Source organism: Erythrobacter sp. JB2-19 (assembly GCF_057365005.1).
Map to the genome: position 1 here is coordinate 1,378,525 of NZ_CP200290.1, position 24,575 is coordinate 1,403,099.

At 56.7% G+C, this 24,575-nt stretch carries 27 protein-coding genes and 1 pseudogene; 16 read left to right on the forward strand and 12 right to left on the reverse strand.

What is annotated here, in order from left to right:
• Positions 1–340: 340 nt before the first annotated feature.
• Both ribH and ribB read right to left on the reverse strand, forming a co-directional pair.
• On the reverse strand, positions 341–763 hold the full coding sequence (gene ribH / locus AC0V6O_RS06585; protein WP_486142568.1) for a 6,7-dimethyl-8-ribityllumazine synthase: 423 nt from the start codon (positions 761–763) through the stop codon (positions 341–343).
• 5 nt (positions 764–768) lie between these two features.
• Positions 769–2,019, reverse strand: a complete 1,251-nt coding sequence (gene ribB, locus AC0V6O_RS06590; protein WP_486142570.1) for a 3,4-dihydroxy-2-butanone-4-phosphate synthase — start codon at positions 2,017–2,019, stop codon at positions 769–771.
• A 236-nt stretch (positions 2,020–2,255) separates the two neighbouring features.
• Between ribB and AC0V6O_RS06595 the strand changes: the two genes are divergently transcribed.
• The 10 genes from AC0V6O_RS06595 to AC0V6O_RS06640 all read left to right on the forward strand — a co-directional run bounded on the left by AC0V6O_RS06595 (position 2,256) and on the right by AC0V6O_RS06640 (position 10,260).
• Positions 2,256–3,470 carry a class I SAM-dependent methyltransferase gene (locus AC0V6O_RS06595; protein ID WP_486142572.1) on the forward strand — a complete coding sequence of 405 codons (1,215 nt, stop codon included), beginning with the start codon at positions 2,256–2,258 and terminating at the stop codon, positions 3,468–3,470.
• Positions 3,467–3,829 carry a hypothetical protein gene (locus AC0V6O_RS06600; protein ID WP_472638537.1) on the forward strand — a complete coding sequence of 121 codons (363 nt, stop codon included), beginning with the start codon at positions 3,467–3,469 and terminating at the stop codon, positions 3,827–3,829. The genes AC0V6O_RS06595 and AC0V6O_RS06600 overlap by 4 nt, the downstream gene beginning before the upstream one ends.
• 34 nt (positions 3,830–3,863) lie before the next feature.
• Complete coding sequence (locus AC0V6O_RS06605; protein WP_486142574.1) at positions 3,864–4,556, forward strand: hypothetical protein; 693 nt, start codon at positions 3,864–3,866, stop codon at positions 4,554–4,556.
• Between the two features lie 176 nt (positions 4,557–4,732).
• The gene (locus AC0V6O_RS06610) at positions 4,733–5,050 is read left to right on the forward strand and encodes a DUF1330 domain-containing protein (protein WP_486142576.1); all 318 of its coding nucleotides are present in this window, start codon (positions 4,733–4,735) and stop codon (positions 5,048–5,050) included.
• Entirely contained in the window at positions 5,043–5,522 is a 480-nt protein-coding gene (locus tag AC0V6O_RS06615) for a VOC family protein (protein WP_472638540.1), read from the forward strand. The genes AC0V6O_RS06610 and AC0V6O_RS06615 overlap by 8 nt, the downstream gene beginning before the upstream one ends.
• 5 nt (positions 5,523–5,527) lie before the next feature.
• A complete protein-coding gene (locus tag AC0V6O_RS06620; RefSeq protein ID WP_486142579.1) occupies positions 5,528–6,607 on the forward strand; it encodes an NADP-dependent oxidoreductase in 1,080 nt (359 codons plus the stop codon).
• Entirely contained in the window at positions 6,604–7,059 is a 456-nt protein-coding gene (locus AC0V6O_RS06625; protein WP_486142581.1) for a VOC family protein, read from the forward strand. The genes AC0V6O_RS06620 and AC0V6O_RS06625 overlap by 4 nt, the downstream gene beginning before the upstream one ends.
• Positions 7,056–8,414, forward strand: a complete 1,359-nt coding sequence (locus AC0V6O_RS06630; protein ID WP_486142583.1) for an MFS transporter — start codon at positions 7,056–7,058, stop codon at positions 8,412–8,414. Before AC0V6O_RS06625 ends, AC0V6O_RS06630 begins: the two co-directional genes overlap by 4 nt.
• Entirely contained in the window at positions 8,411–9,472 is a 1,062-nt protein-coding gene (locus AC0V6O_RS06635; RefSeq protein ID WP_486142585.1) for a YeiH family protein, read from the forward strand. The genes AC0V6O_RS06630 and AC0V6O_RS06635 overlap by 4 nt, the downstream gene beginning before the upstream one ends.
• Entirely contained in the window at positions 9,469–10,260 is a 792-nt protein-coding gene (locus tag AC0V6O_RS06640; RefSeq protein WP_486142587.1) for an alpha/beta fold hydrolase, read from the forward strand. The genes AC0V6O_RS06635 and AC0V6O_RS06640 overlap by 4 nt, the downstream gene beginning before the upstream one ends.
• Here AC0V6O_RS06640 and AC0V6O_RS06645 read toward each other — a convergent pair.
• Positions 10,257–10,733, reverse strand: coding sequence for an Lrp/AsnC family transcriptional regulator (locus AC0V6O_RS06645; protein ID WP_486142589.1), 477 nt, complete (start codon positions 10,731–10,733; stop codon positions 10,257–10,259). The two genes, AC0V6O_RS06640 and AC0V6O_RS06645, sit on opposite strands and share 4 nt — an antisense overlap.
• Positions 10,734–10,846: 113 nt before the next feature.
• Here AC0V6O_RS06645 and AC0V6O_RS06650 point away from each other — a divergent pair, with 113 nt between their 5' ends.
• Positions 10,847–11,080 carry a DUF6356 family protein gene (locus AC0V6O_RS06650; RefSeq protein ID WP_472638547.1) on the forward strand — a complete coding sequence of 78 codons (234 nt, stop codon included), beginning with the start codon at positions 10,847–10,849 and terminating at the stop codon, positions 11,078–11,080.
• Between the two features lie 23 nt (positions 11,081–11,103).
• On the opposite strand, the gene AC0V6O_RS06655 is transcribed toward AC0V6O_RS06650, so the two are convergent.
• The 7 genes and pseudogenes from AC0V6O_RS06655 to AC0V6O_RS06685 form a co-directional block, all read right to left on the reverse strand.
• On the reverse strand, positions 11,104–11,721 hold the full coding sequence (locus AC0V6O_RS06655; protein WP_486142591.1) for a VOC family protein: 618 nt from the start codon (positions 11,719–11,721) through the stop codon (positions 11,104–11,106).
• A complete protein-coding gene (locus tag AC0V6O_RS06660; protein ID WP_486142593.1) occupies positions 11,718–12,902 on the reverse strand; it encodes a CaiB/BaiF CoA transferase family protein in 1,185 nt (394 codons plus the stop codon). The genes AC0V6O_RS06655 and AC0V6O_RS06660 overlap by 4 nt, the downstream gene beginning before the upstream one ends.
• Positions 12,899–13,819 (reverse strand): hydroxymethylglutaryl-CoA lyase, encoded by a 921-nt coding sequence (locus AC0V6O_RS06665; RefSeq protein ID WP_486142595.1) that lies wholly within the window; start codon positions 13,817–13,819, stop codon positions 12,899–12,901. Before AC0V6O_RS06665 ends, AC0V6O_RS06660 begins: the two co-directional genes overlap by 4 nt.
• Positions 13,816–14,436 (reverse strand): 3-isopropylmalate dehydratase small subunit, encoded by a 621-nt coding sequence (gene leuD / locus AC0V6O_RS06670; RefSeq protein WP_486142597.1) that lies wholly within the window; start codon positions 14,434–14,436, stop codon positions 13,816–13,818. The genes AC0V6O_RS06665 and leuD overlap by 4 nt, the downstream gene beginning before the upstream one ends.
• A pseudogene (locus AC0V6O_RS06675) lies at positions 14,433–15,816 on the reverse strand (3-isopropylmalate dehydratase large subunit). The gene leuD and the pseudogene AC0V6O_RS06675 overlap by 4 nt, the downstream one beginning before the upstream one ends.
• 12 nt (positions 15,817–15,828) lie before the next feature.
• Entirely contained in the window at positions 15,829–16,344 is a 516-nt protein-coding gene (locus tag AC0V6O_RS06680; protein WP_486142599.1) for a DUF3598 family protein, read from the reverse strand.
• 22 nt (positions 16,345–16,366) lie between these two features.
• Positions 16,367–17,617 (reverse strand): alpha/beta hydrolase, encoded by a 1,251-nt coding sequence (locus AC0V6O_RS06685; protein WP_486142601.1) that lies wholly within the window; start codon positions 17,615–17,617, stop codon positions 16,367–16,369.
• Positions 17,618–17,793: 176 nt separating this feature from the next.
• Between AC0V6O_RS06685 and AC0V6O_RS06690 the strand changes: the two genes are divergently transcribed.
• Genes AC0V6O_RS06690 through AC0V6O_RS06705 form a run of 4 tightly spaced genes read left to right on the forward strand, consistent with a single transcriptional unit; the run spans position 17,794 to position 21,726 of the window.
• The gene (locus AC0V6O_RS06690; protein WP_486142603.1) at positions 17,794–18,477 is read left to right on the forward strand and encodes an isochorismatase family protein; all 684 of its coding nucleotides are present in this window, start codon (positions 17,794–17,796) and stop codon (positions 18,475–18,477) included.
• Positions 18,477–19,376 (forward strand): polysaccharide deacetylase family protein, encoded by a 900-nt coding sequence (locus tag AC0V6O_RS06695; protein WP_486142605.1) that lies wholly within the window; start codon positions 18,477–18,479, stop codon positions 19,374–19,376. Before AC0V6O_RS06690 ends, AC0V6O_RS06695 begins: the two co-directional genes overlap by 1 nt.
• Entirely contained in the window at positions 19,373–20,302 is a 930-nt protein-coding gene (locus AC0V6O_RS06700) for a polysaccharide deacetylase family protein (protein ID WP_486142607.1), read from the forward strand. The genes AC0V6O_RS06695 and AC0V6O_RS06700 overlap by 4 nt, the downstream gene beginning before the upstream one ends.
• Positions 20,284–21,726 (forward strand): aldehyde dehydrogenase family protein, encoded by a 1,443-nt coding sequence (locus AC0V6O_RS06705; protein WP_486142609.1) that lies wholly within the window; start codon positions 20,284–20,286, stop codon positions 21,724–21,726. The genes AC0V6O_RS06700 and AC0V6O_RS06705 overlap by 19 nt, the downstream gene beginning before the upstream one ends.
• Positions 21,727–21,742: 16 nt before the next feature.
• Here the strand turns inward: AC0V6O_RS06705 and AC0V6O_RS06710 are convergent, their stop codons facing one another.
• Both AC0V6O_RS06710 and AC0V6O_RS06715 read right to left on the reverse strand, forming a co-directional pair.
• The gene (locus tag AC0V6O_RS06710) at positions 21,743–22,465 is read right to left on the reverse strand and encodes a DUF3108 domain-containing protein (protein ID WP_486142611.1); all 723 of its coding nucleotides are present in this window, start codon (positions 22,463–22,465) and stop codon (positions 21,743–21,745) included.
• Complete coding sequence (locus AC0V6O_RS06715; RefSeq protein ID WP_486142613.1) at positions 22,465–23,523, reverse strand: nitrilase-related carbon-nitrogen hydrolase; 1,059 nt, start codon at positions 23,521–23,523, stop codon at positions 22,465–22,467. The genes AC0V6O_RS06710 and AC0V6O_RS06715 overlap by 1 nt, the downstream gene beginning before the upstream one ends.
• A 414-nt stretch (positions 23,524–23,937) precedes the next feature.
• Here AC0V6O_RS06715 and AC0V6O_RS06720 point away from each other — a divergent pair, with 414 nt between their 5' ends.
• Positions 23,938–24,462 (forward strand): hypothetical protein, encoded by a 525-nt coding sequence (locus AC0V6O_RS06720; RefSeq protein ID WP_486142615.1) that lies wholly within the window; start codon positions 23,938–23,940, stop codon positions 24,460–24,462.
• Positions 24,463–24,575: the final 113 nt, after the last annotated feature.

Here is a 24,575-nt window from a genome sequence, read left to right on the forward strand (position 1 = left end):
TGGTCCTTCTATTCCTGACATGTAATCCATGCGCAGCTTGGTGATCGCAGCATCAACATGTGCAGCGGCAATAAACGCACCGATCCTGTCCAGATCTCGATAGCTGTGCCTCTAGGGTCATGATAATCGGCGCAATCTCAGCCTGGATTGCGTTCTCTTGAGCGGTCAAAACAAATCGATCCCAATTTGAAGGTCATCTACGTCGTCCCGCGGACTGCAACACGCGCTGAATTGATGGCTGCCAATTCAACCTAATGCCTTCATAAAATCTACAGAGGGAAACTACGTAGTTTTCGCCCTATAGTTCGAAATTGGCACAGCTTTTCCCCCTTTTTCAGTGTCAGCGTGGGAACCTTTGGGTGAGGTCCAGGAGGGCTAGCGCCGCCTTCGCCGCTTCACCGCCTTTGTCCTTCGCTGCGGGATTGGCGCGCTCCAGCGCTTGTGCTTCGTTCTCGGTAGTGATGATGCCATTGCCGATTGGAATGCCATCCATGGTCAACGCCATAATCGCCCGTGCGCTTTCCCCGGCCACGATCTCAAAGTGATAGGTTTCGCCGCGGATCACCACGCCAATCGCGACAAAGGCGTCATAGCCTCCGCCCTCCACCGCGAGTGCAATCGCGCCTGGGATCTCGAGTGCACCTGGCACAGTGAGCACTTCCGCCTCGTGCCCGGCGGCCTCAATCGCGGCCTTCGCGCCGGCGATCAGCATGTCATTTAGATGCGCATAGAAGCGCGCTTCGACGATCAGAATGCGGGCCATAATCTTTACTCCGGAATGGGGTGGTGCCCGACGATGTTCAGGCCATAACCCTCGATCGCCACGACGTTGGGCTGTGAATTGGATAGCAGTATCATATCGTCAACGCCCAGATCGGCGAGGATTTGTGACCCGATGCCGACGTTGCGATTGGCCTCATCGTCGGTGTATTCGCCGCTTGATCCAACCCGACCGGTCAGGATCACGATAATGCCAGAGCCATGCTCGCCAATCGCCTGCATCGCGCGCTGCAAGGTGCGTTTACGCGGGCCAGGCTGGCCCAGCACATCGTCAAACACCGAGATCGGGTGAACGCGGGCGATGGTCGGCTCGCCGGGCTGAATGTGGCCCTTTTGCAAGACGTAGGCTTCGTTTTCAGACACGGTGTTGCGATAGGTAATCATGCGCCACTGCCCGCCATAGTCGGAATCGAACGCGCGTTCGTCCAGTCGCTCAACCAGATGGTCATTGCGCATGCGATAAGCGATGAGGTCGCGGATTGTCCCAATCTTCAGGTCATGCTTGCGGGCGAATGTCACCAGATCATCAAGCCGCGCCATCGAGCCATCGTCGTTCATGATTTCGCAAATCACGCCGCTGGGGTTGAGACCTGCAAGGCGTGAAATGTCCACGGCCGCCTCGGTATGGCCAGCACGCACCAGCACGCCGCCATCGCGAGCGGTCAGAGGGAAGACATGGCCAGGCGTGACGATATCGTCCGGACCCTTGGTCGCATCAATCGCAACCGAGACGGTGCGCGCCCGGTCCGCCGCAGAGATGCCGGTGGTCACGCCTTCTTTCGCCTCGATGGAGATCGTGAAAGCGGTCTGCATGCTTTCCTTATTGTTGCGGCTCATTGGCTCCAGACCCAGTTGATCAACCCGCGCCTTGTCGAGTGAGAGGCAGATGAGGCCGCGTCCGTGCGTCGCCATGAAGTTGATCGCAGCGGGTGTCGCCATTTGCGCCGGGATGATCAGATCGCCTTCGTTCTCGCGGTCTTCATCATCGACGAGGATGTACATCTTGCCATTGCGCGCTTCGTCGATGATCTCTTCGATTCCGACCAGAACGGGGCGCTCATCATTGGCGTCAAGGAACGCTTCCAACTTGGTCAGCGTCTCAGTGGTGGGATTCCAGTCTTCATCTGCACAGTCGCGCAGAGTGTTAGCATGGAGGCCAGCGGCGCGGGCGAGGCCGGCTTTGGTCATCTCGCCATTTTCGACGATTGTGCGAACGCGTGTGATTGTTGATGTGCTCATATCTGCGAGGTACCACATTTCAATGTGATTGCAAACTCTACTATCTGTCTTTGCCCAATCGCTGCGACCCCGATCGAAAATCCGCATCCACGCACGAGCGACGATATTTTTTGCCTGGGATCATTGATGAATTTCAAAAACCGAATTCGGTTTCATGCGTTTTCTGTCTATTGAGGCGTTGACAGCCAGAAGAGCTTGCTTCAAATTTGTCCGGACAAATTATTTAGGATCAAAAGATGTCTTCCGATCTGCCGCCCCCTTATACCGCTCTAACTCGCCATCCTATGCTGCCTAAGCCTCAGCATGACGAAGCTGCTCGCTTCAATTTCCTCACTCATTTCAATCGTTATGTCTCCGGTGCCATCGGGACGGGTAACAAGCTGGCCTATGAAAAGCGTGCCTTGCCCTCGTTCCGGGCAGAGCATGGCCGAGATCCAGAGCATCGCTATGAGATCCGCGATGCAATGAATCAGAATGGCTGGCATCGAACATGGTCCGCGTTGAAACGCAATTCGATGGAGATGCGACAACACAATGGTCGTCAGATCGTGCTTCGCCAGATTGATGAACTCAATGCGCTGGCCAGGCAGTATAATGAGCATTCCAATATGCTTGAGCTCGACCCGGCCATTGAGCAACCACACTACCAGACTGCGGTAGATATTCATTGTCAGCCAGGTGGTTATCACAGCGAAGAAGTGCCTAGCGACGTGACGATGGGTGCCAATTATGATGTTGGCCTGTTCGCGACAACGGGTGGCGCGCTTGGCGGACTTAACGATGGCGGTGGGCAGGCCGTTGTTGAGTGGGCCAAGAAAGAGCGTCCTGATTGGTCGCCCAAACGGATTCTGGATATTGGCTGTACCGTTGGCCACAATGCCGTGCCAATTGCACTGGCTTATCCTGATGCAGAGGTTATCGCCATCGACACTGCTGGCGCGAGCCTGCGATATGCGGCGGCTCGTGCAGCCTCGATGGGTGTGACAAACATCAAATTTGTCCAAGCATCTGGCGAGGATTTATCGCGTTGGACTGATGGTCATTTTGACTGGGTGCAAACCACTATGTTCCTGCACGAGCTGTCCGCCAAGGCGATGCCAAAGCTTTTGGCCGAGGCCCACCGTGTGCTCGCGCCAGGCGGCCTGATCTTCCACATTGAACAACCTCAATACTCTGATGAAATGCCCTTGTTCGAGCAGTTCATGCGCGATTGGGACGCCTTTAATAACAACGAGCCTTTCTGGACCGCGATGCACTCGCAGGACCTTAAGCAGGTGATGGCTGAAGCAGGCTTTGATCGCGAAAATCAATTCACGATCGGTGTTCGCGCCGTAGTCGATCCAGAGATTTTTCCGCCGTCTCCCGACGAGGGTGAAGAAGATTTCGGCCGCGCTGCGATCTGGAATGCTTATGGCGCCTGGAAAGGCGAGACGCAGGCGGTTGCGGCATGAACAATGAAGATTTCGACTGGGTCCTCGCATCGGGGCGCCGAGCCAAAGGCAAACGTCCTGAGTATTTTGAGGACCCTGCGCTAGATCGCCTCTATTCCGTTGTGTTCGCTTTGGCCGCTGAAGTTTCCGCTTTGCGTGAACGGCAAGACACGGTTGAGCGACTCCTTGAAAAGAACGGATCGCTGACCCGTGAAGACGTTGAGACTTTCATGCCTACACGCGAAGAAGGTGAAGAACGCGGGCTAGCAACGAAGGCATATGTCTCTCGGATTATGCGCGGCTTCCAACAAGAAGTCGAAGCGATGGAGGCTGAAGATCCGCCAATCATGGAGATCGTGGATCGGCTGTCAAAGAGCTAACTGAACCAGCAGTCTGCTGCGAACGGGAGGGGAAATGGAATTCTTGGAATTGCACGAGCTTAGCATTTTGCGCTGGGTGCATATTCTGGCCATGGTCTATTGGCTCGGCGGTGAGTGGGGTGTCTTTCAGACCAGTTATCATGTGACGAACCCAGCGTTGTCGCTCGAAGAGCGCAAGCGGCATATGGAAACGGCCTATCGCATCGATATTCTCGCACGCACGGGCATTGTTCTGTTGCTCCCGCTCGGGCTGCATATGGGCAAGCTCTTCGGTTTTGTGCCGATGCTCAATGGATCGGGTGTCTGGTGGATGTGGCTCTTCTTCGCAGCGTGGCTGGGGATGACCTGGGGGGCCTTCATCAAGCGTGAGACAGATATCGGCGTCAAAATCTCTCGCACAGAAGAATTGCTGCGCTACCCTTTGATCGCAGCTCTCGTGCTGTTCGGTGTGATGGCGCTGAGTGGCTACGGCCCGATTGAGGTGGGTGAGGGAAATCACTGGTATCCGGCCAAAATGATTATGTATGCTTTTGCCCTTTGCATTGGTTTGTTTCTTCGCCTGGTCATGCGCCGTTGGACCGAGCGATTCAGGATACTCGCAATGGGGCCTGACGCAGAGCAGGAGGCAGCACTGGCAAGGGAAATCGGCCAGGCGCGGATCTCTGCGTATATCTATTGGATAACCATCGCGAGCGTGTGTTTCCTGGGCGCGGTGAAGCCGTTCTAAGGCATGGTCTCAAGGAGCAAGTTTTGGATTGGTGAACATTGCGCAGAGCAAGCGCTGAGATAATGCTGCGCGTTGCGACTGGCAATTATGGGGCGCTCGATATTCGGGCCACCGATACCAAGGATGCTGGATGCTATCTGCGCGAAAAGACGCGCTGGCTGAAATAGGAGAATTCTGTGCCTGCTTACATGATCGTTACCGCAAAGATCGCTGACCGCGATGCCTTCATTGAAGGTTACGGTGCCACTGCCGGCGCACTGGTCGCAAAGTTCGGCGGTAAATATATCCTACGCGGGCCTGGAGCAGAATTGCTTGAAGGAGATTTTGGGGACGGGGCCTCGATGGTTATTTCCGAATGGCCTGACAGGGCTGCGGCCAAAGCATTTTGGGACAGCCCGGAATATGGCGAAGCGAAGAAGCTTCGCGAAGGAATAGCTGATTGTCAGGTGCTGTTGATCGAGGCACCAAGCATTAAGGATGCGCTCAATGGTTGATATTATAAAGCGGACCACATTGATGGTGCGTGATGCCGACAAGGCAGCAGATTGGTATGAAAACGTACTCGGCATGAAACGCTGGATGGATGTGCCGTTCACATTGTCGGGCAACCAGCTTGCAGCCGGTAGCAAGGGCGATCAGACCCGCCTGATTATTATGCAGGCAGAACACGACACGATTGGCATGATCGGCCTGCTGGAATGGGTCGATCCCAAGCGGACGGATATTCCATCTGAGGTTCCGACAGAGATCGCTTTCGGCAGCCCGGTTTTCGTTGTCGCTGCCGAGGATTGCCGCGCTACGATTGAACGGGCCAGAGCCCATGGATCGCGCATTCATGCCGAACCCAACGATTGGTCGGTTACCGGCGCAGACGGCAAGGTCAAGGACATGGTCGGCGCAAGTTTGTGGGATCTGGACGGCTATTTCTTTGAGGTAAATCAATTGGTGCGAGTGCATGAAGGGTGAGCCATTTGGCGGTCCTTTCTGCCTTTGATGCACATGCGGACCACATCATTGACGATGATGCCAATTATCAATGGCGTATTGCGCACCGGCCGCAAGGCAATGTCGTGCCCGATGATTTTGCCTGGCATGCGGAGCCAATCCCGGAGCCGGGGGAGGGCGAGGTGCTGCTACGCACGCATTATCTCGGCCTGGCCCCGGTCATGCGGTTTTATATGCAAGGAACAGCGCGGACGGGTGATGCCACACTTGGCCCGGGCGATGTGATCCACGGGCGCGGGGTCGCGCAAGTTGTCAAATCGCGCCACCCGGATTGGCGAGAGGGTGAAGTCGTGCAGGGCCAGATCGGCTGGCAAACCTACAAGGTCAGCAAGATGACCCGGCAAGAAAAATTCTTCCGCATGCCGAACAACGGTCTTCCCGCAGCACTGGGAGCAGGCGTTCTCGGGATGACTGGCCTGTCCGCGCATGCGGGTTTGTTCGCTTGCGGTGATCCGCGTGAAGGCGATCGAATGGTCTTGTCTGGTGCCGCAGGCGGGGTTGGTTCAATGGTCAGCCAAATGGCCGCAAATGTGGTTGGCTGCGATGTTGTAGGCATTGCTGGAGGCACAGAAAAATGCGCCCTTATCCGGGAGCATGGCTGCCGTGCGGCGATCGATTACAAGGCAGACGATATCGAGGCGAAGCTAGATGAACTGCGCGCCGATGGTATCGATCTCTATTTCGACAATGTCGGCGGGGAGACACTGGAGGCGTGTCTTGAACGTCTGCGCATGCATGCCCGCATTGTATTGTGCGGTTCGATCAGCGAATACACTCGTGAAGAGCCGTTCATGCTATCCAACTACACGCGCCTACGTGCAACCGACAGCGTTATGCGGGGCTTCTTCGTCTACAATCACATTGATCGATGGGATCAAGTAATGGGTGACATTGCAGGCTGGGTTGCCGATGGCCGATTGAAACCTGTGCAAGATATCGAAGAGGGTTTTGGCGCTATGCCACGGGCCCTCGCAAATCTCTATTTTGGCGCCAATGTGGGCGTCCAATGCTGCAGCGTACGCGGCGAACCTAAGGAATGGCTATGAGTGACAAACCTCCCGTCCGATTTCAACGCGGCAATTTTGTTGTTGCCGATCTCGACCGCGCACTGACCTTTTACGAAGAGGTGCTGGGTTTTGAGGTTGAGTATCGTTTGGGCGACAATCCGGATAGTTACTCACGGCCCGTCTTTGCCATTCCGACAGAGGCAACGCTTGGCTTCGTTACGCTTAGCCTGCCTAACCAACAACGTGTCATGGCGTTGACTGAGATTAAGGGAATTGTGCTGGAGCCGGTTCCGCATCCGCGCCGCAATGCCATCGTGTTGGAAACACAAGACCCTGACGCCGTGATGGCTGGTGCGCGAGATCTTGGCCTTACGGTCTATGAGGAGGAAGTACTCAAGACCGGCGATGGCCGTGTGGGCCGGGAGATTGGGATCGTTGATTTCGACGACAATCTAGTCGTGATCTACAAGATTTTGGGAGCCGGCGAGTGAGCGCTGAGGCAGTTGCCCAAGATGGAGCGGAAGTGAACGCTGAGGACAAGCCTTACCCCAGTGCCGTTGCTGGCTGGACGCTCGTCGTCTTGCTAACTCTGGCCTATATCTTCAGCTTCGTTGATCGCTATATTCTTGGTTTGCTGATTGAGCCGATAAAGGCTGAATTTGGATTGTCGGACAGGGCGATTGGTTGGCTCCTGTCTGCCTTCACAATTGTATATGGTTTCGTCGGCATCTTCATGGGATGGATGATTGACCGCGGGCGGCGTACGTGGATTGTCGCTATCGGCATGGCACTGTGGTCGGCGGCCACCGTGGCAACGGGCACCGCGAAAAGCTTCGCTCAGTTGTTTACTGCCCGCATGGGCGTGGGCGTGGGAGAGGCAACACTTAGCCCCGCTACATTCTCGATGATCGGAGACAGTTTTCCGCCGGAAAAACGCGGTAAGCCTATTGCGTTCTATTCGAGTGCACTACCGATAGGAGCGGGGCTTGCTTCACTGCTATCGGGTGCGGTCATCGCCTGGACGGCGGCCAGCGGCACCCAAAGCTTACCGCTGTTTGGGGAGTTAGAACCGTGGCGTTTCACACTGATTGTCGTTGGCCTGCCGGGGCTGTTTTTTGCGGCTCTGTTTTTCTTCGTTCGCGAACCAATCAGACGCCCTGCTCAAACGAGCGAAGACGTAATTGCCGGAAACGGGATTGCCGATGCGTTCCGATACATCTTTGATAATTTTGCGCTATATTTCGGTTTCGTGATGGTCGTCTGTTGCATGACCGCGATTGCGTATAGCCAAGGGTTTCTTGCCCCGGTTTTTGAGCGGACTTGGGGATGGTCGCCGCAAACCTATGCGACTTTCAATGGCATTGCGTTGCTGATTATCGGTCCGCTCAACATGATGTTGATGGGCACGATTTCAGACAGCTGGACAACTAAGGGGGTTCCCGATGCAGCCTTGCGTTTGATGTATATCGGGTTCTTCATCATGGTTCCAACGGCAGCTTTGCCGATGTTCATGCCCAGCGCTGAGCTGGCCTTCCTGATATTGTGTGTCAATACTGTGGGGATCGGCATCGTCTCGGCAATCGGTGTCACGGCTTTGCTTGTTATCACGCCGGCCCAAATTCGTGGTCAAGTCGTTGCGCTGTATTATCTCGCGATCAGTTGGTTCGGTTCACTCGGTCCGATTATGGTGGGTGAGTTATCGAGCCTTGTGTTCGGGGAGGATGAGTTGCGGCTAGCGGTTGCTACTGTGCCATTCATCTTTGCGATTATTCCGCTCGCCATGATGCCGATGACAAGGCGGCTTTATGGTGACCAGATCGCCCGCCTCGATGGAAGTGGCCGATGAAACAGAGCACGCCTGATTTTTATGCGGGCGATCTTTTTGGCGAGCTCTATGAACCGCCAGCGGCGGCCAAGCTGCATCTCCTTGATTACCTCCCAGGCCTTGCGGCATGCGGGACGGCATCGTTGGCGGCCGTATGGTTGGCGGAGCATTATGGCTTTCCGATCATTTTGCTCGGACTTCTGATCGGGCTTGCCCTAAGCTTTCTAGCTGAGGTCGAACGGACCGCGCCTGGGCTAGATCTTGCGTCGCGTTACCTGTTGCAGGCAGGGCTGGTATTGCTTGGCCTGCAAGTAACATTTGCGCAGGTTGCCGAGCTAGGCTGGCTTGCGTTTGCCGGCTTGCTGTTGGTGATGATTGTTACCTTTGCCAGTGCAATGGTGACTGCAAGGATACTCGGCGAACAGCGTGAAACTGGTATTCTGGCCGGCGGCGCAACCGCGATTTGCGGAGCCTCTGCCGCGCTCGCTTTGTACGGAGTGATTGGGAAAGATCGGTTGGACCAGACACGCTTTTCCGTCACCCTTGTTGGGGTGGCTGTGGCTAGCGCTATCGCCATGTCAACCTACCCAGCGATCGCGCAATCGGTTGGATTGTCTGATGCGCAGGCGGGATTCCTGATCGGCGCATCCGTGCATGATGCGGCACAGGCCATTGGCGGGGGGTACAGTTATAGCGATGCAGCAGGGGCAAGCGCGACCGTGGTAAAGTTGTCGCGCGTGGCAATGCTGGCGCCGATGGTTGCATTGATCGCCTGGTGGATCGCGCGGACTGGTAACCCCAAAGCAGAGGGAGCAGCAAAACGGGTCGCGCTGCCGTGGTTCATACCCGTCTTCTTCCTTGTGGTGATCGTAAACAGCTTCGTCGCGGTCCCGGATCAGGCAACCGAAGCGTCGCTCAACCTGTCCAAGGGGTGTCTGCTGCTAGCGGTGACCGCCACGGCGATGCGATCACGCCTGGAGTTGTTGCTGGACGCGGGGTGGAAAACCCTGGCCCCGGTGGTCGTGGCAACTTTGGTGTCTTTCACATTGTCATTCGCTGTGGCTATATTCTTGACATGATTAGCTGCGGCTATCGTAATGGGCCAGATGGCCAAATCCATTTCCGTGAGGCGGGAGAGGAAGGGGGCGTTCCTCCTCTGATCTGTTTGCATCCTGCGCCCTTTAGCGGGCTTGCCTTCACCAATATCTTGCCGCACCTGGCGAAAGATCGCCGAGTGATCGCTCCCGATTTTCCGGGGCACGGGGGATCTCATTCTTTCTCAGCTCAAGCCTCCATCGATGACTACGCCAAAGCGATGGCCGCTGTGATCAAGTCCTTGTGCGGGGAAGGGCCGGTTGACCTATTCGGATTTCACACGGGCACGTTAGTCGCGACAGAGCTGTCACTGATAGCTCCAGGCATGGTTCGCCGAATGGTGTTGTGTGATGTTCCAGGGTTTCCGCCAGACGCACGGAAAAGTTTTCTGGAAAGCAATGGGACACCGCCTAGTTTTACGACTGATTTGTCTTCGTTGGCCCCAGCTTGGGAGCGCGGCGTTATGCGTAGGATCGAAAGCCAGGGGATGGACCGCAGTTTTGCTATGTTTGTAGAACAACTGCGGCACGGTGAGGCGATGAATGCCGGTTTCCATGCCGGTTTCAGCTACCCGTTGGAGGATCGTCTTGCTCGGGTAAGTGGCGATGTCACTGTATTGGCGTCGCAATCGGGCCTGCTTGACACAACACGCCGCGCGGCAGGCCTAATCCAGGGGGCAAAGCTGGTGGAGCGTCTCGACATAACCCGCGCGGTTCTGGACGAAGCGGCTCCTGTAACAGCGAATGCGGTGCTTGCGATCCTGGATAGTTAAGCCGGGCGGGGCAGGGCGGTGACGTGCTTAATGCGTTCCATTGAGAAGCTGGCACTAACGTCGGACAATCCCGGCACCTTTGCGATCAACCTTTGATAGATACGATCATAGTCACCGATATCGCGAACCTGTAGAACCAGCATATAGTCGATGTCGCCTGCCATCCGGTGACATTCAATTATCTCGTCGATTGCTGCGACGCCTTGCGAAAAAAGCTTCAGCCATTCGCTATCATGGCGATTGATGCGGATCGTGACAAACACCGTCGTGCCGAGCCCAATCTTGTCTGGGTTGAGCAGCGCAACCCTACGATCAATTATGCCCGCGTCCTCCATTCGCTTGATACGCCGCCAACACGGATTGGTGGAGAGGCCCACAGCTTCCCCTATGGCGTGAATAGGCTGCGCGCTATCTCGCTGAAGAATCGCGAGAATTGCCCAATCAAGAGAATCAAGTTCTATATTTTTGTCCATATCCGAGAAAGAATACCACAAATAAGACGTAAGAGAGGTGAATTTGGGAAATATTTTTCCGAAAGGTAGCCTATAAGCCTCGGAACGACGGAAATTTTGGAGCAGCCTGAGCCATGAAACGTTTTTTTACCGAGCACCCAGAATCGGTGGGCGAAAACTATTGGCAGCACTTGCGGCATGCTTGCGGGTTCGGCGTTCGAATGATTTTGGGCGGCTTTGCATGCGTGCTTCACGGCTTGCTGCCGTTCCTATTCGTGAAAACGGGTAGCAAACAGATCGAAACGTTGCATGGGAAAATGGTGATCGGCCGCAGCAAACTGCCGCAGCCGATCGACTTTGTTATTTGAGATCGTGATCCCGGCCTGCGCCGTTAGTTCAACAACTGGTTGATCTCGACCGCGACGCCATTGGGCTCAAACACGTTGCATCCCCGCACATTGATATCGGGCCTTCCATCGCGGCCTGGATAGACTTGCAGGCGGGTTGGACCAGTCATGGTCACTCCCTCCAACTTAACCGCCGCCTCACATGTCGCTTCCGCATCATCAGTGTTTACCACCAGAAATGCAGTTCCCGGCGCGAGGCGCTTCGCATATGGCTCGTCATTTCCTTCAAGCACAGGATCGAACGGGTGTAGCAATCCGATCCAGCCGATATACGGATCATTACCGTTGAGCAGCACCAATCGAGCCTTTGCGCCCGGCTCACCAACAGGCAAATTCACGCCCGACAATTCCACAACGGTGTCATAGTTGACTTCGAGGCCCAGCACGTCGCGGTAGAATTCGAGGCTGCGCTCCATATCGCGCACAACGATTGAGGCGCGGCGGATATCAGTTGGGAGGCGGCCATCAATCGCAACCCCCTCCATCGCGCGATTGGCGGCTTGCGCTGATCCTTTGTCTTGCTCCTCCGATTGCGGCGCGGCGTTGCATCCCGCAATCATCGTTGCAACCGTAGCCAATATGGCTAATTTCATCTTTCTCATTGGTTCTCTCCTATTGCCCCGCTTTCAAAAAGCTCAAATATCTTTTCCTGGCTATAACCGAGCCCTGCCAGGACTTCGGCTCGATCCGCACCAGCCTTCGGCAATTGCTGAGGTGCGCCAATTCGTTTGCCATCCATTTCCAGCGGAATGGTTGGCAGGCGTACCTCGATGCCATTGTCGAGCGTCACATCTTCCAGTCCGCCCTGATTGAGATGCGGGTCGTCAAACATGTCTTCAGGCTTGCCGATTGGCGCGAAGGGAAGGCCGCTGCCATCAAGCTTACCGATCACTTCTGCGGCGCTCATCCCGCCGATGAGAGTGCGGATTTGCGGCAAGATCTGATCGCGGGCCTGAACGCGCGCATTGTTCTCACGCAGTGTCTCATCAGCCCACAGGTCATCGAGGCCGAACAGCTTGCAGAATTTCTCCCACAGCGCGTCGGTCACTACGCCGATGAAGACTGGCTCGTCCTTCGTCTCAAAGACATCGTAAATCGCCCAGGCGGATACGCGCGCGGGCATCGGGGCGGCGGGCGTGCCGGTGACGGCGTATTGCGCCATATGCTGACCGACGAGGTAGATCGTCGTTTCAAACAAGCTGGCGGTGACTTTTTGTCCCTTACCAGTGCGGTGGCGTTGCTCCAGCGCAGCAAGAATACCGATCACGCCGAACATTCCGCCGGTCACGTCGATCACGCTGGCGCCAGCGCGGGTTGGCTTGCCCGGCTGACCGGTCATGTAGGCAAGCCCGCCCATCATTTGCGCGACTTCATCCAGCGCGGTGCGGTTTTCGTAAGGGCCGGGGAGGAAGCCCTTCTCGCTGCAATAGATTAGACCGGGATTGTCTGCTGAGCATTCCTCATAACTGAGACCAAGCCGGTCGAGCGCACCTGGGCGGAAGTTTTCGACCAGCACGTCAGCCTTCGCGATCAGGTCTTTGGCAACGGCGATGCCGTCTGCGTTTTTGAGATCAAGGCAGATCGATTGCTTACCGCGATTGTACATCGGGAAATAGCCGGAGCCGGAGCCGATCAAACGGCGTGTGCGGTCTCCGCCAATCGGTTCTACCCGAACGACTTCTGCGCCTAACCCAGCCAGGATATGACCCACCGTTGGCCCCATCACCATGTGGGTGAATTCGACAACGGTGATCCCGGCAAGAGGCTGCGGAGAATCGCTCATGCTGCGGCCCTTTCTTTGTAATCCAGCATTGGTCCGGCATCGGGCGTGAAGCCATAGAGCGGCTCGCCCGGCAGTGCCTCTTCGACAATGCTGCGCACTTTGAGCAGCGCCTCCAAATCAATCCCGGTCTTACAACCCATGGAATTGAGCATCAGCACAAGGTCTTCGGTAACAAGATTGCCGGAGGCGCCGGGGGCGAACGGGCAACCGCCAAGGCCGCCCAGCGAGGAATCAAACGTGGTGATGCCTTCTTCCAGGCCCGCAACAACATTGGCGAGGCCCAGCCCGCGCGTGTTGTGCAGATGCAAGGTCGTGAGCATATCATCGCCGACCGCTGCCTTCACTTTTCGGGTTAGGCGGCGGACCTGTGCGGGATCGGCATAGCCGGTGGTGTCGGACAGGCTGAATTCCATTGCGCCTGCTTCTGCAGCTTGCTCAGCCAGACGCACGACCTGATTTTCGCTGACGGCGCCTTCCATGGTGCAGCCAAAGGCGGTGGAGAGGCCGACGGCAAAGTGGATGTCATGATTTCGGGCGATGGTGGCGGCTGCACGGATTTCCTCCAACATGGCCGGGTGGTCTTTGCGCACGTTCTTAATCGAATGCGTCTCACTCATCGAAAACGGGATGCTCATGCCATCAACCCCGGCATCGGCAGCAAACTGCGCGCCCTTGGCATTGGGTACGAGGGTGACGACGGTGAGACCGTCGATACCTTTGGCAAAAGCGACAAGCTCTGGCGTGTCGGCCATTTGCGGGAGCAGTTTGGCCGGGACGAAACTGCCCACTTCGATTTCCTTGACCCCGGCAGCGGCCTCGGCAGCGATCCAGCGTTTCTTCGCCTCCAGCGGCATGACCCGATCAATCGATTGCAGACCGTCACGTGGGCCCACTTCGGAGATAAGGATATCGGTCATGTTGAATGCTCCAGATAGACCCACGGGCGCGCGGCTTTGTCGCTGACGGTCCAGTTCGTGATCGCTTGCGCTTGGGTCAAAGTGAGGTCAATCGCATCGAGCCCTTCGGTCAGCATTTGCTTGGCCTCGGCATCGATCTCGAAGGAATAAGTGGCATCGCCGCAATCGACGGTTTGCGCGGCCAGATCGACGGTGATCTCGCGCCCGATCAAGACCGTAAGCGCGCTGCGTTCCAACGTGATTGGCAGGATGAAATTGCGGATGCAATTGCCATAGAAAATCGGTGCGAAGCTCTCTGCGATTACCACTTTGATACCGTATTCAGCGAGGGCCCAAACGGCGTGTTCACGGCTCGATCCGCATCCGAAATTCGCGCCGCATAACAAGATGGAAGCGTCACGAAACTCTGGTTGGTTGAGTACGAAATCCGGATTCTCGATGCGCGCATCCGCATCGGAATAACGCCACGGTGCGAACAGCCCGTCGGCGAGGCCAGTGCGGCCGGTGCTGCGCATTTCGCGGCTTGGGATGATCGCATCGGTATCGACATTGTCGCGCAATGCGCCTGCATCCAGCGGGGCTGCAATGCCGGTGAGGGGCTGAGGAAAGGCGCTCATGCGGCGGCTTCCTCTTGGCGCATGTATTCGCGCGGATCAGCGATCGCTCCCGCGAGGGCGCTGGCCGCGACGGTTTCGGGTGAGGCAATGTGGGTTTTGATGCCGGGGCCTTGCCGTCCTTCGAAATTGCGATTGGTGCTGCTGATTGTTCGGCTGCCTTCAGGAAAGCCTTCTCCGCCTGCGTAAAAGCACAAGCTACAGCCGCTCATGCGCCATTCAAAACCTGCGGCAATGAACATTTTGTCCAGCCCTTCGGCTTCCGCTTGGCGTTTGACCGAGAGGGAGCCGGGGACAACCATCGCCTTTTTAATTGAGGGCGCAATCGTGCGCCCATCAAGCAGCCGAGCGGCGCGGCGAAGGTCGGAAATTCGGCTGTTGGTGCAACTGCCGATGAAGGCCACATCGATTGGCGTTCCCGCCAATGGCGCGCCCGCGTCCAGCCCAGTGTATTCATGCGTACGGGCCGGGCCATGCGGGACGGTGCCATCGACCGGGATCGTGTGCTCGGGACTGGTACCCCAACTAACCATTGGCGCAATTGCGCCCGCGTCGATCACAATCTCTTGATCGAATTCCGCATCCTCATCGCTCTTCAACGCGGCCCAATAGGGATCATCGAAATGCGCTGGGGCATAGGTGCGTCCGACGAGATATTCATAGGTCTTAGTATCAGGCGCGATCAGGCCGGTCATTGCGCTAAACTCGGTTGCCATGTTGCAGAGTGTCATGCGCGCTTCCATGTCGAATCCGCGCACTGTTTCGCCGGCAAACTCCACCACATGACCCGCACCGCCGCCTGCGCCATATGAAGCGATCAGCGTCAGGATCATATCCTTTGCCGTCACCCCAGATTGCAGCGTCCCATCAAAGGTCACGCGCATCGTCTTGGGCTTTTCCAGTCGCAAAGTGCCGGTGACCATTGCGTGCTCTGCCTCAGACGAACCGATGCCCCATGCGAGCGCGCCGAAGGCCCCTTGTGTGCAAGTGTGACTGTCAGGCGCAACCAGCGTGACACCGGGCAGGACAATGCCCTGCTCAGGCGAGATCACATGGACGATACCCTGATCGCGGTCGTTGACATCAAACAGCGTGATCCCAGCCGCTCTGCAAGCGGCGCGGGTCTCTGTGATGAAGCCTTCACCGCCTTGCATCAGAGTGCCGTCACCGCGTCCGGGCACTGGTATCGACGATGTGATCCATGACGGCAAAGACGCGCGCCGGATCGCGCACTGCACGGTTCATTTCAGCCATGCGCTTAAGCGCCGCTGCCCCGGTGCGCTCGTGCAGGAACACGCGATCAATCGCGATTAAGGTAGAGCCGCCTGCGGTTTGTGCGGCCGCATGCGTTTCCCATATCTTTTCAAACAGCGTGTGTCCCATGATGGCTTTCTATCAGGCGGAAACCGTGGCCTTCATCTCTGCATCAATGGTGCGCCAGTCCTTCGTCACAAAGCTTTCTTGGATTGCTGTGCGTGTTTCAAGCACACTGTTGCGGATCCAGTGCCACGTGCGGCAGCGGCTTTGGCCATCATCGGAAATTTGGATTTGTTCGTAGAGGTAGAGGGACGGATCGCCAGTGCGCTGCCAGTAAAGCATCATGGTGCGGTTATATTCATCGAGTGGGACCTCTGCAGCCCAGCCCTGGATCAGTTCGTTGTCCCACCAAATGCGACCTTCACGATAAGTCGCTGGGAATTCGCGCACCTCGGTTGTGCCATCCGCCCAAGTGTAGTGATTGGTTTGATGATAGGGGACGTTGTCTTCGCCCGTCATCCGGCACAACAGGCGGCTGGCGTGCTGATCGATCATCTCATCTTGCGCATTGAAATAGGTGTATGTGCCGTCCCAAACGCCTTCGTGACGGGCGAGCAGAGGCATGCTTGCGGAAAACTCAGCGTAAGTCGTCAATTGGGAGCTCCATCATTATCGATTAGTGTTTGGTGCCAGCGACTTGCCGCGTCGCCGGCACGAATTCGCGCGATCGCGCGGGCGTGAAGGGCGTGTGGTTCCAGTCCGGCAGGATCAAGTGTGGTGGCATGGGCAGCATTGGCTTCATACCAGGGGGCAAAAAACTGCTCGGCGCGGGCCGCCCCCAGGCGCGTTGCAAATGAAGGCCAAATCGGTCTGGCGTCATGTCCGGGTAAAGTTGAGCGGGGTCGCCTTTGGGCGGGGCTGGCCACAGAATCTCGCTAGCGCCCAGCGCCTCAGCAGCAGCCTCAATTGTGCCGCGTATGTCCGCAAAATCACTCGATTGTCCATGGCCAGGCACATCGATAGCAATGTCGCTCTGGGCTGGCTCGGCCATTTCACCTGCCGGGCCGTGTAGCAACAGTCTGCCGCCGCCTGAGGTGGCATCAGCGCTGCGCCAATGGATTAAACCGTCGCCAATTTGCAGCCAACCTTCGTTGTCATCTTCGGCGAGCTGCGGGCATTCTTCATTTCCGGCATTGGCCAGCAGGAATGCAAGGCTTCGGGTTTGATGGTCATCAGGCGTTGTGACTTTCTCTGCCTTCCAGCCTGCTGGGATATCGCCCAGTCGATCAATATGCACCTGCAATGGATCGCCATCATAGGCTGTGATCAGACACGGCGGTACGGCAGCGTCGGCGGCTGGTATGTCGCGCGGCGCGCGCAGCACCGCCCCATAACCAGCTTTGTAGTCATTACCCGCATCGAGCATTTCAGCGACGGCTTGGTTGACGCGCGCAATGTCTGCATGCGCGACCGAAAGTCGCGCCTCTTCACGTCGATCAAACCAGGGGAAGATCCAGCTTTGCTCAAGCATCCGGTTCCATAGCCAGGTCAAGTGCTCGCCATAGTCGGACGGATGCCATTCGGGCAGATATTGCTCCCCGAAGATTCGCATCTCTTCCGCCGTCCAGATCGCGTAGCCACCGATCGCGAGGGAGGAGAATAAATCAGGGCGGCGTTTTAAGGCGGTGACCAAGATAATTCCGCCGGAATGAAAACCGTAGGCCGCACACCGCTTCACCCCGAGCACTTGTAGAAATTCCGTCAATGCATCAGCGAAGTCGTCGATTTCAGGATTGCCCTGTAGCGGTTCGGATTGACCAAAGCCGGGCGTGTCGGGCGCGATACAGGTGAAGCTGTCGCTCCATTTTTTCATCAGCGCGTCATACTCAGCGCTGGAGCGCGGGCTCTGATGCACCATCAGCAGCATTGGCCCATCGCCGCAACGACGATAGTGTACCCGTCTTGCGGGACGTGATCCAGAGGCGGGGATCGTGAGGATATGGCGCGTTATAACAGTCAATAATTTGTCCGGACAAATTTTACTCGACAAGCCTCTAAGCGTGTTTATTACCGTCTGTCAAAGAGGAATCGAAAGGTATCTTTATGAGCAAACTGATTGGTACCAAGATGGCCGAAGATGGGAAAAGCGCCCGTCAGCTGTTCGAAGAGGTCATGGCCAATCCCGCGCGCAAGAAGTTCGGCTTTGGCGAAAAACTGGCGATTGTGAACGTTGATGTGCAGCAGGCCTACACCCGTACGGACATGTTCAAGACTGCTTATGAGACAGATCCTAAGCAGATCGATTACATTAATCAGATCAGCCGCTTGGCTCGTGCGAAAGGCATGCCGGTAATCTGGAGCCGGGTGGCGTATAAAGGCGATGCGGCGGATGCCGGTGTTTGGGGCACGCGCACCGATACCGAGGACAGCCTGCAGAACATCAAATATGACAGTGAGCGCCACGCCTATGACCCGCGCTGCGACGTTCAAGAAGATGATCTGCAGTATACCAAGCGGATGCCGAGCAGCTTTTTTGAAAGCCCGCTGGCGAGCTATCTGACCTTTCACAAAGTCGACACGGTTGTTGTGACCGGCGGCTCAACCAGCGGTTGTGTGCGGGCGACAGCGGTGGATTCGCTGTCTTACGGATACAGCACGATTGTCCCGATTGAGACCTGCGCTGACAAGCATGAAAGCTATCACTTTGCGAACTTGACTGACCTTCAGTTGAAATATGCCGATGTTGAGCCGGTCCAGGCCGTCATCGATTGGCTGGAGGCGCGCTGATGCATGAAGGCGCGGCCGACCCGGGACTCTACGATTATCACCCCTATGACGCGCGACCAAAAGTTGCTTGGCCAGAGGGCAAAAGCTGCGCGGTATGGGTCGCGCCCAATCTTGAATATTACGAAATTGATCCGCCTGCGAACCCGCACCGCAAGAGCTGGCCCAAGGCGCATCCTGATGTTGTCGGCTATTCCTATCGCGATCATTCCAACCGGGTCAGCCATTGGCGCATGGCCGATGTGATGAGCCGCCACGGCTTTCCCGGATCGGTCAGCCTGTCGGTCGCTTTGTGCGATCACCATCCCGAAGTCGTCGCGGACGGAGTGGAGCGCGGCTGGGAGTTCTTCAGTCACGGGATTTATAACACGCGCTATTCCTACGGCATGTCAGAGCGCCAAGAACGCGCGATCATTGAAGATTCTATTGAAACGGTTGAGCGCGCGACGGGACAGCGCATCCGCGGCTGGCTCGCACCCGCTTTGACGCATACGCCGCGCACGCTGGATCTGCTGGCGGAATATGATTTCCACTACACCTGCGATCTCTATCACGATGATCAGGTGCAAGAGGTGAAGGTCGCCAAGGGTGCGCTTGCCTCAATCCCCTACAGCCTAGAGGTGAACGACCATTACGGTTTCAACGTCTATGGCATGTCGGGACGCGAATATGCCGATTGCTTGATTCAGCAATATCAGCGGCTGGCCGACGAAGGCGAGCGCACCGGCTCTGGCACGGTGATGTGCGTGCCGCTGCACGCGTATTTGATTGGGCAGCCGCACCGGATTGGTCCGTTTGAAGAGGCTTTGGCGCATATCGCAGCCGATAACCGCTGTTGGAAAGCGCGCGCTGGCGAGATTGTGGATGCATGGCGAGCGCAAGTGGGGAGGGCCGCGCAATGAGCTTGCCCGATAATTACACAGCCTATCCCCGCCGCGCCGAAGGATATGACCACGATTATTACGGCTGGTCGAACATGCATGGCCGCGCGCCTGTCGCATGGCCGGATGGCAAATCGGTAGCGGTATGGCTGTGCGTCAGCCTCGAGTGGTTTCCAATTACGCCGGAGGACAAACCCTTTCGCGCGCCCGGCCATATGGTCACGCCCTATCCCGATTATCGCCATTACACCGTGCGTGATTACGGCAACCGTGTCGGCGTATTCCGCATGTTGGAGGCGTTCAAAGCGGCCGGGGTCAAGGCGAGTTTTGCGGTCAATGCAGCGGTGGCAGAACGCTATGCAGAACTGATCGAGGCGGTGCTGGCCGATGGTCATGAGATAATTGCGCATTCGACCGATATGAACGGCACGATCACCAGCGATTTGGCCGAAGCCGATGAGCGCGCGCTTATCGCAGACAGCCTTGCACGACTGGAGGTGGCAAGCGGTGTGAAGCCTAAGGGCTGGCTGTCGATTGCTCGCTCGCAAAGCTGGCGCACCGCCGATATACTTGCGGAGCATGGCCTAAGTTACACCTGCGACTGGGTGAATGATGAGCTGCCTTATCGTTTCAAGAATGGGCTGGTGAATCTGCCGCTCAATACAGAGCTGTCCGACCGTATGATCATCGCCACTCAGCAGCACTCCGCAGAGGGCTGGGCGCAGATGATGCGGGATGCGTTCGATTGGCTCGCGGCGGAAGCGCGCGGTACGGCCTACACCAAAGGGGGCGGACGGATGCTGCCGATCCACATCACGCCCTATATCATCGGTCAGCCATTCCGAATCGGCGCGTTGGAACAATTGCTCGCCGACTTGAGCGGCCTCGCGGAAGCTTGGATTGCGCCGGGCGCCGAGATCGTCTCCGCATGGGAAGAACAGCAATGACAATGATGAGCGCACGCAACCCCCGCACCGGCGAATTGGACTACGAATTCGTCGTCAGCTCGCGAGCTGACATTGCCGCCGAAGCGGCGCGGTTGAGAGCTGCGCAACCCGCATGGGAGGCGCTGGGCCCTGAAGGGCGCGCGCAGGTTTTGTTGCGCTTTGCCGATGCGGTTGCAGCCGCGGCGCCGCAGCTGGCAGAGGCGCTTGCCATCGACACGGGACGCCATGCGGTCGCTGCGATTGAGGTGGATGGCCTGGCGCGATCCTTGCGCCGCTGGGCAGAGCGCGGACCAGCACTGATCGCCGGGTTGGATCGCGACGCGAAACCGTCTGCTTCGCCTGGCTTCGAAATCCGCGCAGACTATACTGCTTTTCCGCTTTTCGGAGCGATCGCGCCGTGGAATTTCCCGATAGTCTTGAGCCATATTGATGCAGTACCTGCTCTGATGGCTGGCTGCACTGCGCTTGTGAAACCGTCTGAGGTTACGCCGCGTTTTGTGGAGCCCATGCTGGAGGTGCTCGCTCAGGTGCCAGAGCTCCCGCTCGCTTATGTTATGGGCGGTGCGGACGTTGGCCAGACCTTGATCGAAGAAGTCGACTATATCTGCTTCACAGGGTCCACTGCGACTGGGAAGAAGGTGGCTGAGGCCGCTGCGCGTCAATTGATCCCGGCCAATCTGGAATTGGGCGGGAAAGATCCGATGATCGTCACCGCAAATGCAGACCCGGAATGGGCCGCGAAGATCGCGCTGCGCAGCTCGATTGTGGCGACAGGGCAGGCATGCCAATCGATCGAACGCATCTTTGTGGCGCGAGAGATCGCCGAGCCATTTCTGGCTGCGCTAGCTGACGCTGCGAAGGCGGTCGAAATAACTTTTCCCGATCCCAGGCAAGGCCATATCGGCCCCTTCATTTTTCCCTCACAAGGGCAAAAAGTGCAGGAGCAGATCGACGATGCTCTTGCCCGGGGCGCCCGAGTTCTTTCCGGCGGACGAGTAGAAAATTTGGACGGGGGCGTTTATTTGCGCCCCACGGTCATGGCCGATGTGTCATCGGATATGGCGGTAATGCAGGAGGAGACATTTGGACCGGTTCTGCCTGTCACTGTCTTTGACGACCTTGAGCAGGCCGTCGTGCAGGCCAACAACACCGACTACGGTCTTTCTGCGGCGGTTCTCGCAGGCTCGACAGCCGAAGCCGCCAAAATCGGCATGCAATTAGAGGCAGGCGCAATTAGCCTTCAAGACGGGGCGCTAACCAGCATGGTCTCGGATGCGACCAACCATTCGCGCAAAGCCTCTGGATTGGGACCAAGTCGGATGGGCGATGAAGGCCTGCTGCGATTTTTGCGTCGCCGGGCGATAATTATCCAGACCGGCGAAGCGTTACCAATTGATGCATACCGTGAAGGGCAAAATAGTTGAGCAATCTTGCAGTAAACTACCGCTCCAATTCGACCAGCTCGTAGCGGTTCATCATATATCCGTCGATCGATCCATAGACTAGGATGTGATCCTCATCTGCTGTTACCCACATATCGTAATCCGGGTGCCGCGTGCCGCCCATTCCGTCATCGGTTTCATCTACATAGCGAAAATGGTGGCACTGGAATGTCCCCGCCTCCACGCTCTTTTGCTCTTCGCCGACATATTCCATTGCCATTTCAAGTGTGGCAATTTGCGGAGCGGTCGCGCCGCGATGATCGGGTGAGGGGAGGAAGAAGCGAAACTTGCGCTTGTGCGGACCCTTGCTGACATCCATTAGACGCGTGGTGAACCCGTCGCTAACAATCGGATGCGTGCCGAATGCATCGAATTCGCCTGCTTCGCGTGTTTCCGAATTGCGCCCAATTGACGGACCAGAACTTTCGCAAATGATCTGGCCACTTCGCTGATCATATTGCATCCAGCCTGACCCGAGAAACTCGTCACCCAGCGTCAGATGCACCAGCAAGTTGTTTGGCTTACCATCGGGACCGATGTGATAAGTAATGTCGCGCAATACGGTGGGATCCGGTTCTTCAATCTCGCATTGTGCACGCATGATCACAGAGCCATCGCTGTGGTGCGAGAAGGCGAACCACTCGCGTCCGCGTTCTTGCCCCTCCATGCCGGGTTTGACGGATGAATAGCGGATCTTCCCGCGGACATTGCGATGCTGCATTAGATCACTCCTGCTTTGCTAAGGCGTTCGATTACTTCCTCTTGCGCTCGCTTGAAGTAGTCGCGGTCTGGGATCGCTGGTGAGCCGCTCTCCATCATCCCGTTGGCCCTATGAAACGCCTCTGCGCTGGCGGCATAGGCATCTGCGAATAGGCCAGGGCGCTGGCGGGCGAGCGAATTGAGCATGGCGGGTGTACGGCGAGCCGCACGCAAAGCAGCAAGGTCAATCGCAGCGAATGCCGTGAATGTCTCTCCGTCGCCAGCTTGCGATAATAGTTTGCCGCGGAAGTCGACCACGCGGCTGTTCCCGTCTGCACTGGCGAGCGGTAAGCCAGTGCCCGCAATCCCTGCCGTGTTGGCTGAAACGACATAGGCCATATTTTCAAAAGCGCGCGCTTGTTTGGCAATATCCTTTGGTGTGGCGAGCGGCGATCCGATCTCTGAAGATGAATGCGCGAACACTTCTGCTCCGCGCATGGCCAGCACTCTTGCGATTTCGGGATAGAGAATTTCTTCACTCGCAATTGCCGCTATGCGGCCAATTTCTGTCTCAGCAACAGGAAACACCGCGTCAATGCCATAGCGGTCGAGATAGGCGTCCCATACGTCATGCGGGCTGGGTGCAAACATTGACAACAGGCGGCGGTAACGCAGCACAGTGTCTCCGTTTGGTGCGACGAGGAAGCTGGTTTGGAAATAGAATTCGGGAAAGGCCGCATCGCGTTCATAGGCATTGCCCGAAATGAATATGCCTAGTCGCTGTGCGACGCCGCCTAGCGCCTCATATTCTGGACCGCCGGCATCCCACGCAGCCTTGGCCGCAAAATCCGGGAGTGAAATCCGGCCTGGATAGGATGTGAAAAGATATTCAGGCAGGACCGCCAGTTTGACGGGAACCCCGGCATATTGCGCAATAAAGATCGACGAGGTTCTGATCTGTGTCTCGATCTCGCTGATATGCGCCAGCATAGCTGTGCGTGCTGCATCATTATCCAATGGCTCGACCGCGCGAGCGGTCAATTGCATGGCTACGGCGGCATAGGGTGCAGGTGTTGTCATGGTGGCCATCTCTAGCGCCAAATTTGGGTCAAGCGAACCGGGATTCTTTTGCTCACGCGGGTCAAGTGCAACCTTGGCGGCCTTAATGCATTGGATTCGCGCGTGATTCTGGAGGCGACGCTTACTTATGGGGTGGAAAACTTGTCCAGACAACTCTGGTTTGTTGAGTAACTTTCGACTATTTGCATGGGTGAATTTTCCATCTCTTGTGCGTGCGTGCTTCCCGGCATGTGCTGGGATTAGGCGGAGTAACCAGTGGACCTTTCGATTACGCCCTACGCAGTTCTCGTATACGTGCATTTGCTTTTGTTTGTGCTCTGGCTTGGCGCCGATGTCGGGGTTTTCCTGCTTGGACAGCATTTTCGCAAACGGACTGAATATTCTTTGGATCAACGGGTCGCGCTGCTCAAACTATTGGTGCTCGTCGATATGACCCCGCGCAGCGCATGGGCGTTGATGGTGCCGCTATCACTCAGTGTCGTCGACGCCGGGAATTGGTGGGATGTGCCACCATTGCTTCTGTGGGGTGCGTGGGCAGTGGGATTGTTCTGGCTTTGGCTGGTGTGGGATTCTCACTGGCATGATCAGACCCCACGAGCGGTGCGCAACAGGCGTGTTGAGGGTTGGCTTCGGTGGGTTGTCGGCGCTTTCTACCTTTGGCTTGGAGGGCAGAGCCTATTGCTAGATGCGCCGCTTCAGCCAGACTGGCTGGCTTGGAAAGCGTTATTGTTTGGCACTATTTTTGTGGCCGCGATCATGATTGATGTGACCTTCAAGCCAGTTGGTAAGCAATTGACCGCTGTTCTTGAAGAAGGTTCAAACGACGCGACGGAGATCCCGTTGCTCAGAACGATGAACAAAACGCGGGTCTGGGTCTGGGCTGTTTACCTGCTGCTTCTTGTCACGGCCTTTCTCGGGAACGTCAAACCGTTGCATTGAGGCAACAGGAATGTGACTCAGATTGCGCGATCAGGGCGGTGGGTAAATTTGTCTGGACAAATTTGTCTGGACAAATATTCTCCTGACATAGCGCCTAGGGGATTGGGCCTGCT